Origin of the sequence: Alistipes sp. An31A (assembly GCF_002159425.1) — a bacterium.
Taxonomy (GTDB): domain Bacteria; phylum Bacteroidota; class Bacteroidia; order Bacteroidales; family Rikenellaceae; genus Alistipes; species Alistipes excrementigallinarum.
The window spans coordinates 70,233-82,266 of sequence record NZ_NFIO01000011.1; the positions used below are offsets into that span (position 1 = coordinate 70,233).

The following is a 12,034-nucleotide window of genomic DNA, read 5'->3' on the forward strand; positions in this document are numbered from 1 at the left end:
CGGGGCGGACGTTTTTTTTGTGTCCGTTCCGGACTGCTCCGGCGGCTGGGCGGACGCTTTTTTGTGCCCGGTTCGGGCCGCTCCGGCGGCGGGACGCCCCTTTCCGGGCGGGGAGCGCTCCGCCGTGCTGTCCCGCAGCGGAAAAATTTGCAGGTAACCCGATTTTTTTCATACCTTTGTAATTCACCCCTTAATCGAAAGGAGTTATGGAAAAGCAGTTCCGTTTCAATTACGAGCACTACGCCTCGCTCGAGGCGATGCCCGAGGCCGACCGGCAGCTGGTCCGCGAAGCCGAGCGGGCTACGGCCAATGCCCATGCCCCCTATTCGGAATTCCGCGTCGGCGCCGCCGCACGGCTGCGCAGCGGCCGGATTCTCTACGGCAGCAACTTCGAAAGCGAGGTCTACCCCGCCGGACTCTGTGCCGAACGTTCGCTGATGTTCTACGCCGAGGCCAACTATGCCGACGACCCCATCGAGTCGCTGGCCATCGCCTCCCGCCCCTCGGAGCGCGAGTGCTACCCCTGCGGGCAGTGCCGCCAGGTGATGGTCGACGTCGAACGCCGGCAGCAGAGCCCCATGCGCGTCATCATGAGCGGCGGCGGCACGGCTTCGGTCGTCGAATCGGCCGCGCTGCTGCTCCCCTTCACCTTTTCGCTGAAATCCTGATTGCGGCATGTTCCGACCCGAAGATATCCTCTACGAAGACAACCACCTGCTGGTGGTCAACAAGCATTGCGGCGACCTGGTGCAGCCCGACCCTTCGGGCGAGAGTGCGCTCGAGGACCAAATCAAGGCCTACCTCAAGGTGCGCGACGCCAAGCCCGGCGCCGTCTTTCTGGGTGTGGTCCACCGCATCGACCGTCCGGTGAGCGGCGCGGTGCTCTTCGCCAAGAGCTCCAAGGCCCTCACGCGGCTCAACGAGATGCTCCGTCAGGGACGCATCCGCAAGAGCTACTGGGCGCTCACCGAGCAGACCCCCTCGCCCGAAGAGGGGGAGCTGCACCACTACATCGTGCGCGACGCCCGCAACAACCGCTCGCGGGCCTACGACGCCCCGAAGCCCGAGAGCAAGGAGGCGCTCCTGCGCTACCGGACCCTCGGCCGGGGGACCCATTATACGCTCGTCGAGGTCGAGCTGCTGACGGGCCGCCACCACCAGATTCGGGCGCAGCTTGCCAAAATCGGCTGTCCGATTCGCGGCGACCTGAAGTACGGCGCCCGCCGCTCGAATCCCGACGGCGGCATCTCGCTCCACTCGCGGCGCGTCGCCTTCGAGCATCCGGTGCGTCACGAGGAGCTCGTCGTGACGGCCCCCGTGCCGGCAGGCGACAACCTGTGGCGCTACTTCGAAGAGCTTCACCCCGACGATTGACCCCGCAGCCATGAGAGTACTGATTCAACGCGTCCGCAGCGCCTCGGTCACCATCGACGGGCAGCTGCACTCCTCCATCGGGGCGGGGCTGCTGCTCCTTGTGGGCATCACGGCCGACGACGGGGCGGAGGATATCGAATACCTGGCCGGAAAGGTGGTGCGGCTGCGGATTTTCGACGACGAGCGTGGGGTGATGAACCTTGACGTGGGGCAGGCGGGCGGCGACATCATGGTCGTCAGCCAGTTTACGCTCATGGCCTCGACGCGCAAGGGAAACCGCCCCTCCTACATCGCGGCAGCCCCCGAGCCTGTCTCGCGGCCGCTCTATGAGCGCTTTGTGGCGGCGGTCGAGGCGCTGACGGGCCGACGGGTGGCCACCGGAGTGTTCGGCGCCGACATGCAGGTGGCGCTGGTCAACGACGGTCCGGTGACCATCTGGATGGACTCCCGCCGGCGGGAGTAGCCGTGCGGAGAGGAGCGCGGGGCGTGCGCAGAAAGACCTCGGAACGCTTTGCATGCAGGAGTGCGGAGGCGGCGGGGAAGCCGGAACCCGAAAGGAGACGCCTGGAACGCTGCCGGAAAGTGCCGGGGATGTTGGAAAAGCCGGGAATGCCCCCCTGCCGGTGTGAGGCGGCGGGACGTCGGGCGCGCGGAACGGCACGGCGACAAACGACAAGACAACAAGACGACAATACGACAATACGACACATGTCACGAATATCGAAAACCATTAACCGTTAAACATTTGCGATGAAGAGATTTTTTACCCTGTTTGTGGCCGTGCTGGCGTGGGCCGCAATGTCGTGCAGCGACAAGGAGAGCTCGGAGCCCCGACTCGACCCGCCCTTCCAAGCGGTCTTCGTTTCGGACACGGGCGACAACGGAGCCCTGCTCTACGGCCGTTACGACGGCGCCAGCGTGGGGCAGGTGAAGGCTGCCGGCTTTGCCTGCCGGCCCGCCGGAGGCTCGGAGAGCTATGTGGCCACCCCGGGCGACGAGTGGGACCAGACACACGTGGTGCTGCAGCTCGACGGTCTGAAGTCGGGCACCGAATATGAATTCTACTGCTACGTCGAGGCGGGCGGCATGCGCTACAACTCGCCCGTGGTCACCTTCCGGACCACCGGCACGCCGAGCGACGACCCCGATCCGGACGACCCCCAGGCCGAGGAGCCCCGCTTCGGAACCCCCTCCTTCACGGAGGTAGGCTCCTCGTCGGCGCAGCTGAGCTGCACCTACACCTACGCGGGTGGGGAGTCGGTCAGCGAGGCCGGATTCTACTACCACACCTCGGGCAGCACGGCCGAGCAGAAGGTTGCCGCAGCCGGCGTCGCTTCGCCCGTCGCATGCCGGCTCGAGGGGCTTGCGGCCTCCACCGAGTACCTTGCGGCGGCCTATGTGGTGGTTGCCGGCCGCGAGTACCGCAGCCAGGAGGCGTCGTTCACCACCTCGGCGCAGAGCACGGGCGGAGGCTCGGCGGCCAAGTTCTCGGGATGGCCCGAGCTGCTGGCCGAGGATGACTCGAACAGCGACTACTACTATGCCTACCACCTCTGTCCCGACCTGAAGACCTCCCGCGGCGACAAGGCGCGCAACTATACGGTCTGCTTCAGCGCCGAGCACCACTGCCCGGTGTGGGTCGCCGCCCCGCGTCACGAGTCCTACGAAGGTTCGGCCAACCGTACCAACGCCTACAAGGCCGACCCGGACATCCCCGCCGACATCCAGTACTACAGCAAGTCGACGGGCGGCGGCTGCAACAAGGGCCACATGCTCGGCTCGGCCGAGCGCACCTGCACGAGCAGCGTCAACCGCCAGGTCTTCTACTACTCGAACATCGCGCCGCAGTACTCGAGCGGCTTCAACACCGGCGGCGGTGGCTGGAACATCCTCGAGGACTGGATTGACACGAAGGTCTGCGCCGATACGACCTACCTGGTCATCGGTACCTACTTCGAGAAGTATACGGACCGCTACGGCAACTCCGCCTCGCCGAAGAAAATCTCGTTCGGCGACCGTAACGACGTCTCCTGCCCCACGATGTTCTACATCGCCGTGCTGCGGACCAAGTCGGGAAATACGAAAAAGTCGGTGGTCGAGTGTTCGGCCGACGAGCTGATGTGCGCCGTCTTCGTACGCTGCCACAACAACAACCTCAAGGGCAAGGCGGTTTCGGCGAAGGACATGATTTCGGTGCGTAAGCTCGAGCAGCTCACCGGCTTCGACTACTTCCCCAACGTGCCCAATGCACCGAAGGATACCTACAACCCCTCGGACTGGGGGCTCTGACGCCATGACCTATCCCTGGGGAGACGACCGCAGGTTCAACTCCTATGCGGGCTACTTCCGCCGGCTCTTCGGCGGGCGGGTCCAGAAACTCTCCGTCGATGCGGGCTTCACCTGCCCCAACCGCGACGGAACGCTCGGACGCGGGGGGTGTACGTTCTGTGACAACGGAGCGTTCACCCCTTCGTACTGCCGTTCCGCGAAGAGCATCACGCAGCAAATCGACGAGGGCATCGCCTTCCACGCCCGGCGCTACCGCTCGGCGGGGCGCTACCTGGTCTACTTCCAGTCCTACTCGAACACCTATGCGCCGCTCGAGCGGCTCCGGGCGCTCTACGGCGAGGCGCTGGCCCACCCGCAGGTGGCGGGCATCGTCGTGGGGACGCGTCCCGACTGCATCGACGAGGAGAAGCTTGACCTGCTGGCCGAGGTGGCGCGCGACCGCTACGTGGCCGTCGAGTACGGCATCGAGTCAACCTCGGACGAGACGCTGCGCGCTGTCCGCCGCGGCCACGACTTCGCCTGCGCCCGCCGTGCCGTGGAGCTCACCGCCCGGCGGGGGCTCCACGTCGGGGCGCACTTCATCCTCGGGCTCCCGGGCGAGAGCGACGAGATGCTGCTCCGCCAGGTCGGGACCATCAACTCGCTGCCGCTCACGACGGTCAAGTTCCACCAGCTGCAGCTCTTCCGCGGCACGGCCCTGGCCGCCGAGTACGACGCCGACCCGACGCGCTTCCGCTTCTGGACCCCCGGGCAGTACATCGACCTCTTCGTCGAGGTGCTGCGCCGCCTGCGGCCCGACCTGGTGGTCGAACGCTTTGCCGGCGAGGCTCCTCCGCGCTACCACTACGGCCCCGGATGGGGACTCGTGCGCAACGAAACACTCTGGACGATGCTCGAAAAAAGATTGGAGGAGCTCGATGCATATCAAGGCGAAATTTTTATATCTTTGCAGGAAGAACGGGCTGCCGGGGATGTCTCCGCGCACCCTTCCCGCAACCCTTAAAAAACTACCCGCCATGAAAGCCCTGCGTATCGAAAATCTCCTGCTCCATGTCAAGGAATACTTTCTGATGGCCCTCGGCATGATGCTCTACTCGTTCGGCTGGATTGGCTGCATCATGCCGGCCCGTGGCGTGGGCGGCGGCGCGGCCGGTCTGTCGCTGGTGCTGTGCCATGCGCTCGAGCAGGTGGGCTTCCACATCCAGATTGGTACGATGGTCTTCATCCTCAATGCCGTGCTGCTGCTTATCGCGGGCTTCATCGTGGGGTGGAACTTCGGAGTGAAGACGATTTTCTGCGTGGTGGTCATCTCGCTGGGCATGAACTTCTGGCAGGACGTGCTGCCCGAGGGTGACTTCCTCCATCTGGAGCGCATTCTGGCGGTGATTCTGGGCGGTATCCTGGCCGGCATCGGCATCGCGCTCTGCTTCGCGCAGGGCGGCTCGACGGGCGGCACGGACATCGTGGCGATGATTATCAACAAGTACCGGACGGTCAGCTACGGCAAAATCCTCATCTTTTCGGACTTCGTCATCATCGGCTCGTCGATGCTCGTGGGCTTCCACATCGACACGGTGATTTACGGTTACGTGATGACGGCCGTCGTCGGCTATACGGTCGACATGATTATGGCGGGCAACCAGCAGTCGAGCCAGGTGCTCATCGTGACGCACGACTATGAGAAGATGGCCGACGCAATCGCCAACAACATTCACCGCGGCGTGACGCTCATCGACTCCGAGGGGTGGTACTCCAAGGAGAAGTCCAAGGTGGTGATGGTGGTCTGCCGCAAGCGCGAGACCTCCATGATTCTGAAGTTCGCCAAGACCATCGACCCCGACGCCTTCATGACCGTTGGTTCGGTGATGGGCGTCTACGGCAAGGGCTTCGAGGCGCTCAACAAACTCTGACCGAGGGCCGGGAGGTGTGAAGCCGAGGGGGCTGAGAGGCTGAGACCGAAGGGGCCGGAGGTCGCGAGACCGAGAGCCGGGAGGCTCTGCGCACCGTGCCGTCGGTTCGGGCGTTGGCCCGCCGCTGCCCGCAGCCCGGACGATAACCCCTTCAGCCGACTGCCGCTGCCCGTTGCAACCCATGCTCCGCAGCTGGTGCGTCGCACGACGCCGCGCCTCGCTTCGCGGAGCTTTGCTTTTGCTGTTACCATAACCTTTTGCTGAACATTCCGTGTCCCGGTTTGCCGATATCGTCCTTCCGCTGGCGCAACCCGCCTACACCTTCGCCGTTCCCGAGGGGATGACCCTCGCCGAAGGGCAGGCCGTCCTGGTCCAGTTCGGCGCCAACCGCTACTATACGGGCATCGTCTGGCGGCTGCACGACCGCCGTCCCGACTTCCGGCGCATCAAGCCCGTGCTGCGCCCCTTGTACGGTGTCCAGCTGCTCGGCGAGGAGCAGCGCCGCTTCTGGGAATGGGTCGCCTCCTACTACATGTGCTCGCTGGGCGAGGTGATGCGCGTGGCGCTCCCCGCCCTGATGAAGCCGAGCGGCAGCTCCGAGGAGGAGTTCGCCGCCGGGGAATTCCGTCCCCGCAGCGAGACCTGGTTCTCGCTCCGCGAGGAGTTCCGCTCGGAGGAGCGCCTCCACGAGCTCTTCGAGAAGCTGGGCCGCCGCGCTCCGCGCCAGTACGAGGCGCTGCTCGAAATCGTCGCCGCGCTGCTGCCCGACCCCCAAAATGCCGCCGGCATACCCGCCTCCGACAATGCTCTGGCGACGACCGCCGCCTGCTCCGATGCCACCTGCTCCGATGTCGTTCCGGAGGCCGCCGGCACACCCTCCGACACGGCCCCCATGGCGGCTGATGCCGTTTCGACCCCTACCTCCGGCGACCCCTCCGAATCATTCTCCGACGACACCATCGGCGAAGGCGCCTCTGCGCCCGCTTCCGACGCCTCCATTGCCGCCTCTTGTGATGCGGAGGCCCTTCTGGCGGCCCCGCTGCCGCCCGAGGTGCTGGCGGGAGCTGTTCCGCGCCGCCTGCTGGCGGCCGAGCGGCCGGTGCTCCACCAGCTCGAACGCAAGGGGGTCATCCGCGCGGAGGAGCGCGAGCGGCAGCCGGGCGCGGCGCAGGACGTGCGCTTCCGCCTGCCGACCCTCTCGCCCGCCCAGGGGTGCTGCCTGAACCAAATCCGCGAGCTCTTCGCCTCCCGGACAGGCGTGCTGCTGCACGGCGTCACGGGGTCGGGCAAGACCGAAATCTACATCCATCTGATTGCCGAGACGCTGCGCCGCGGCGACGACGTGCTGCTGCTCGTCCCCGAGATTGCCCTCACGGCGCAGCTGGTCGAGCGCATGGAGCGCATCTTCGGCAGCCGCGTGACGGTCTACCACTCGCGCCTTACGGAGCGCGCCCGCACGGAGACCTACCTGCGCCTCTGCCGCTCCGAGGGGGGCGAGTTCGTCGTGGGGGCCCGCTCGGCGCTCTTCCTGCCGCTGCGGCGGCTGCGGCTGGTGGTCGTCGACGAGGAGCACGACACGAGCTACAAGCAGTCCGACCCGGCGCCGCGCTACAATGCCCGCGACTGCGCCGTGGTGGCGGCCAGCCTCTTCGGGGGGCATGTGCTGCTGGGAAGCGCCACCCCTTCGCTCGAGACGTGGCTCAACGCTGCGCGGGGCAAGTACGGCAAGGTCGTGCTCGGGGAGCGCTACGGCGAGGCGCGCCCGCCCCGCATCGTCATCTCCGACACGCTGCGCGCCGTCAAGCGGGGCGAGCGCAAGGCGCACTTCAACAAACAGCTGCTCGACGCCATCGGCGAGCGGCTCGACAGGGGCGAGCAGGTGATGCTCTTCCAGAACCGGCGCGGCTTCTCGCCCTACGTCGAGTGCCCCGAGTGCGGGTGGACGGCCCGCTGCCCCAACTGCAACGTGACGCTGACCTACCACCGGGGAGGCTCCTCCGAGCGCCTCGTCTGCCACTACTGCGGCCATACGGAGGCCGTGCCGGTGAAGTGCCCCGCATGTCGGGTGACCGACCTGGCGCCGCGCGGCTTCGGCACCGAGAAGGTCGAGGAGGAGATTGCCCGCCTCTTCCCCCGGGCGCGCGTGGCGCGGCTCGACCGTGACAGCGTCACCTCGGAGCGCGCCTTCCGGAGCATCGTCGCCGGCTTTGCCCGCCACGACACGGACATTCTGGTCGGCACGCAGATGATTTCGAAGGGGTTCGACTTCGAAGGGGTCTCGCTCGTGGGCATCCTCAATGCCGACAATCTGGTCAACAGCCCCGACTTCCGGGCCGCCGAGCGGGCCTTCCAGCTCATGACGCAGGTGGCCGGCCGCGCCGGGCGCCGCGCCGTGCCGGGCGAGGTCATCATCCAGACCTCCGACCCCGCGTCGCCCGTCATCCGCCAGGTGGCCGCCTCGGACTACGAGGCGATGGCCCGCCAGCAGCTTGCCGAGCGGCACACCTTCTTCTACCCGCCCTACGCCCGTCTGGTGGCGCTGACGCTCCGCCACCGCGACCCCGAGCTGCTGCACCGCGGCGCGCGGGCGCTGGCCGAGGCGCTCCGCAGCCGCTTCGGCCGCCGGGTGCTGGGCCCCATGACGCCCCCCGTCGACCGCATCCGCGGCGAATATCTGGCCGGCGTGCTGCTCAAGGTCGAGAGCGGCGCCTCGTTCACCCGCGCCCGCGAGGTGCTGCGCGAGGTGCTCGACGCCTTCGCCGCCGGGGAGGAGTTCCGCCGGATAAACCTTCAGTGCGATGTCGACCCTCAGTGAGCTGCTCGGCGATGTCTGGGCGCTGCTCTTCCCGCCCCGCTGCCCCGTCTGCGGCCGCATGATGACCGCCGGCGAGCGGACGGTCTGCACCCACTGCCGCGCCGCGGCCCCGCTGACGGGCTTCTGGCGCGAGGCCGACAATCCGCTCTTCCGCCGCTTCTGGGGGCTGCTCCCCGTCGAGCGCGCCTCGGGTTTCATCTACTACCGCCGCGGCAGCGGCTGGCGCGAGCTCATCCGTTCGTTCAAGTACCGCAGCGCGTGGCGCCTGGCCTACGAGATGGGGCGCTGGTATGGCCGCTGCCTGCGTGAAAGCGGCCTCTACGACGACGTCGAGGTGGTCGTACCCCTGCCGCTGCACCCCTTCAAGCGGATGCGGCGCGGGTACAACCAGTCGGAGTACATCGCCGAGGGCATCGCCCGCGAGCTGGGCGTCGGCGTCGACCGCCGCAGCGTCATCCGCTGCCGCAATACGGCCAGCCAGGCCCGCCGGCCCCGCCGCGAACGCTACGAGAATGTCCGCGACGCCTTTGCCGTCCGCCGTCCCGAGGCGCTGGCCGGCCGCCACGTGCTGCTGGTCGACGACGTCTTCACGACGGGCAATACGGTCATCTCGTGCGGCGGGGCGATTCTGCAGGCGGTGCCCGACTGCCGCCTGAGCGTGGCGGCGCTCGCCGTCTCGCACCACGAGCTGGGCATCCGCGACTGACGCCCGCCGCGACATTCTCCGCGACATCCGCCACCTCCCTTTTCCGCCCCTTTTTGCCACCGGAGGCCTCTGCCGCCCGCAACCGGGTGAGATTCAGTGCTGTAACGCCTTCGCGTACCGCCCCGCCGGGGAAAAACATCCGCTCCTCCGTTTTGAATTCTCGGCCCGAATCGTTACTTTTGGGGCGTTGAACAGGACGTATTGACCCCCACTTCCCACTACCGCACATCATGGCGAAAGATTATACCCCTTCGAACCGCAACCGCGAGGCCTTCGAGGCCCTGACCGAGGGTGCGGGCAACGTACCTCCCCAGGCCGTCGAGCTGGAGGAGGCGGTCCTCGGCGCGCTGATGCTCGAGAAGGACAGCATCATCACCGTGCAGGAGTTCATCACTCCCGAAGCCTTCTACACCGAGGAGCACCGCCTCATCTACAAGGCCATCGAGGAGCTCTCGATGGAGCTCAAGCCCATTGACCTCTATACGGTCACCGAGCGGCTCAAGGCCAAGAAGGAGCTCAAGAAGGTGGGCGGCGCCGCCTACCTGGCCCAGCTCACCCAGAAGGTGGGCTCGGCGGCCAACGTCGAGTTCCACGCCAAAATCATCGCCCAGAAGTATGTCCAGCGCGAGCTGATTCGCTCGGCCACGGAGATTCAGCGCCGCTCGTACGACGAGTCGACCGACGTGACGGAGCTCATCGGCTTTGCCGAGGGGGAGATTTTCAAGGTCTCCGAGGGCCACGTCAAGCGCTCGGTCCAGTCGTCGAAGGACATTCTGGCGCGCGCCCTGATGCAGATTGAGGAGGCTTCGAAGAATACGAGCGCCTACAACGGCGTGCCGTCGGGCTTCATGGCCATCGACCGCGTGACGCTGGGCTGGCAGCTCTCGGACCTCATCATCGTGGCGGCCCGCCCCTCGATGGGTAAGACGGCCTTCGTCCTCTCGATGGCCCGCAACATGGCCGTCGACTACGAACAGGGGGTGGCCTTCTTCTCGCTCGAAATGTCGGCCGTGCAGCTGATGATGCGTCTGATTATCGCCGAGACGGGGCTCAACGGCAACGACGTGAAGTCGGGCCGCCTGACCCCCGAGCAGTGGCGCCATCTCGAATCGGCCACCAAGCCGCTCGGCTCGGCCCCGCTCTACATCGACGACACGCCGGCGCTCTCGGTCTTCGAGTTCCGCTCGAAGGCGCGCCGTCTGAAGATTCACAACGACATCAAGATTATCATCATCGACTACCTCCAGCTGATGACCGGCAACCAGGATACGAAGGGCAACCGCGAGCAGGAGGTGGCCTTCATCTCGCGTACGCTCAAGGCCATCGCCAAGGAGCTCAACGTGCCGATTATCGCCCTGTCGCAGCTGAGCCGCGCCACCGAGATGCGCGGCGGCTCGAAGCGCCCCCAGCTCTCGGACCTGCGCGAGTCGGGTGCCATCGAGCAGGACGCCGACATCGTCGCCTTCATCCACCGTCAGGAGTATTACGGCATCAACCAGGACGAGAACGGCATGCCGACGGCCGGTCTGGCCGAAATCATCCTGGCCAAGCACCGCAACGGCGCCGTGTGCGACGTCAAGCTCCGCTTCCTCAAGGAGCAGGCGCGCTTCGCCGACATGGAGGACTCGATGCTCCCGCCGGGGCAGGCGGCCGAGAGCCAGCAGGCCTACGACGACTATGCGAGCGGCTCGAACGCCCCCGTGGGCGGCGTTCCGGGCGGCGGTCTGGGTGCTGCGCCCGGCGGCGGCGAGTTCGATATCAATGCCTCGACGTCGCTCGGCGACGAGGCCCCCTTCTGATAGGCTGACCCTCTGAAAAACGAAGCGCTATGTTTGTCCGGACCTATTCGGGAGCAATCGTGGGAATCGACGCCGTGACGGTGGCCGTCGAGGTCAACATCGCCGGGGGCGGGCTGGGCCTCTACCTGGTGGGGCTGCCCGACAACGCCGTCAAGGAGAGCGAGCAGCGCATCCGCGCCGCCTTCGAGAACTCGGGCGAGCGCTTCCCGGGCCGCAAGGTGGTGGTCAACCTCGCCCCGGCCGACCTGCGCAAGGAGGGTGCCGGCTTCGATTTGCCCATCGCCGTGGGGATTCTTGCGGCCATGCAGCGCATCGCGCCCGAGCGGCTGCAGGGGGCGATGTTCGCGGGCGAGCTGTCGCTCGACGGTACGGTGATGCCCGTGCGGGGCGTCCTGCCGCTGGCGCTCCGGGCGCGTGCCGAGGGGCTGGCGCGCATCGTGCTGCCCCGTGCCAACGTGGCCGAGGCGGCCGTCGTCGAGGGGATTGAGGTCATCGGCGTGGAGTCGCTCCGCCAGACGCTCGCCTATCTGGCCGGCGAGGAGGAGATAGCCCCCGCCGAGCCGCTTCCGGTGAGGGAGTTCGACCGGGAGGCGGGGCGCTTCGACGAGGACTTCGCCGACGTCCGGGGGCAGGCCCATGCCAAGCGGGCACTCGAAATCGCCGCGGCGGGCGGCCACAACGTGCTGCTCATCGGCTCGCCCGGCTCGGGCAAGACGATGCTCGCGCGGCGCATGCCGACCATCCTCCCGCCCCTCTCGCGCGAGGAGGCGTTGGAGACCACCAAAATCCACTCCGTGGCGGGCAAGGAGGGGGTCTCGGGCGGACTGCTGACCCACCGCCCCTTCCGGGCGCCGCACCACCTCACGTCGCAGGTGGCGCTCATCGGCGGTGGACAGTCGCCCCGCCCGGGCGAGGTCTCGCTGGCCCACAACGGCGTGCTCTTCCTCGACGAGCTGCCCGAGTTCGGACGCAGCGTCCTCGAGGTGCTGCGCCAGCCGCTCGAGGAGAAGCGGATTGTCGTCTCGCGGGCGAAGTACAGCGTGGAGTACCCCGCCAACTTCACCCTCGTGGCGGCGATGAACCCCTGTCCGTGCGGCTACTACAACCACCCGACCAAGGAGTGCACCTGTGCGCCGGGGGC

Annotated in this window: 10 protein-coding genes; all 10 read left to right on the plus strand. The window is 66.9% G+C overall.

From position 1 onward, the window contains the following. Nucleotides 1-206: 206 nt before the first annotated feature. Nucleotides 207-668: a cytidine deaminase gene (locus B5F90_RS09260; RefSeq protein WP_087362517.1), complete on the plus strand. Its 462-nt coding sequence runs from the start codon at nucleotides 207-209 to the stop codon at nucleotides 666-668. A gap of 7 nt (nucleotides 669-675) precedes the next feature. Then, a complete protein-coding gene (locus B5F90_RS09265; protein WP_087362518.1) occupies nucleotides 676-1,374 on the plus strand; it encodes an RluA family pseudouridine synthase in 699 nt (232 codons plus the stop codon). Between the two features lie 10 nt (nucleotides 1,375-1,384). Continuing rightward, nucleotides 1,385-1,837, plus strand: a complete 453-nt coding sequence (gene dtd, locus B5F90_RS09270; RefSeq protein ID WP_087362519.1) for a D-aminoacyl-tRNA deacylase — start codon at nucleotides 1,385-1,387, stop codon at nucleotides 1,835-1,837. Between the two features lie 287 nt (nucleotides 1,838-2,124). Next, nucleotides 2,125-3,663, plus strand: a complete 1,539-nt coding sequence (locus tag B5F90_RS09275) for a DNA/RNA non-specific endonuclease (protein WP_087362520.1) — start codon at nucleotides 2,125-2,127, stop codon at nucleotides 3,661-3,663. A gap of 4 nt (nucleotides 3,664-3,667) precedes the next feature. Then, nucleotides 3,668-4,666: a TIGR01212 family radical SAM protein gene (locus tag B5F90_RS09280; RefSeq protein ID WP_087362521.1), complete on the plus strand. Its 999-nt coding sequence runs from the start codon at nucleotides 3,668-3,670 to the stop codon at nucleotides 4,664-4,666. A gap of 13 nt (nucleotides 4,667-4,679) precedes the next feature. Then, nucleotides 4,680-5,573, plus strand: coding sequence for a YitT family protein (locus B5F90_RS09285; RefSeq protein WP_087362522.1), 894 nt, complete (start codon nucleotides 4,680-4,682; stop codon nucleotides 5,571-5,573). A gap of 271 nt (nucleotides 5,574-5,844) precedes the next feature. Next, nucleotides 5,845-8,388 (plus strand): primosomal protein N', encoded by a 2,544-nt coding sequence (gene priA / locus B5F90_RS09290; protein WP_239307785.1) that lies wholly within the window; start codon nucleotides 5,845-5,847, stop codon nucleotides 8,386-8,388. Next, the gene (locus B5F90_RS09295) at nucleotides 8,372-9,094 is read left to right on the plus strand and encodes a double zinc ribbon domain-containing protein (RefSeq protein WP_087362523.1); all 723 of its coding nucleotides are present in this window, start codon (nucleotides 8,372-8,374) and stop codon (nucleotides 9,092-9,094) included. The genes priA and B5F90_RS09295 overlap by 17 nt, the downstream gene beginning before the upstream one ends. A gap of 230 nt (nucleotides 9,095-9,324) precedes the next feature. After that, nucleotides 9,325-10,893, plus strand: coding sequence for a replicative DNA helicase (dnaB, locus tag B5F90_RS09300; RefSeq protein ID WP_087362524.1), 1,569 nt, complete (start codon nucleotides 9,325-9,327; stop codon nucleotides 10,891-10,893). A gap of 29 nt (nucleotides 10,894-10,922) precedes the next feature. Next, nucleotides 10,923-12,034: YifB family Mg chelatase-like AAA ATPase (locus B5F90_RS09305; protein WP_087362525.1), on the plus strand; the 1,112-nt coding region annotated here is incomplete at its 3' end.

Excerpts from the sequence above, each read along its gene's own strand:
- B5F90_RS09260 (WP_087362517.1), top strand. The coding sequence starts at position 207 with ATGGAAAAGCAGTTCCGTTTCAATTACGAGCACTACGCCTCGCTCGAG.
- B5F90_RS09265 (WP_087362518.1), top strand. The coding sequence starts at position 676 with ATGTTCCGACCCGAAGATATCCTCTACGAAGACAACCACCTGCTGGTG.
- dtd (WP_087362519.1), top strand. The coding sequence starts at position 1,385 with ATGAGAGTACTGATTCAACGCGTCCGCAGCGCCTCGGTCACCATCGAC.
- B5F90_RS09275 (WP_087362520.1), top strand. The coding sequence starts at position 2,125 with ATGAAGAGATTTTTTACCCTGTTTGTGGCCGTGCTGGCGTGGGCCGCA.
- B5F90_RS09280 (WP_087362521.1), top strand. The coding sequence starts at position 3,668 with ATGACCTATCCCTGGGGAGACGACCGCAGGTTCAACTCCTATGCGGGC.
- B5F90_RS09285 (WP_087362522.1), top strand. The coding sequence starts at position 4,680 with ATGAAAGCCCTGCGTATCGAAAATCTCCTGCTCCATGTCAAGGAATAC.
- B5F90_RS09295 (WP_087362523.1), top strand. The coding sequence starts at position 8,372 with ATGTCGACCCTCAGTGAGCTGCTCGGCGATGTCTGGGCGCTGCTCTTC.
- dnaB (WP_087362524.1), top strand. The coding sequence starts at position 9,325 with ATGGCGAAAGATTATACCCCTTCGAACCGCAACCGCGAGGCCTTCGAG.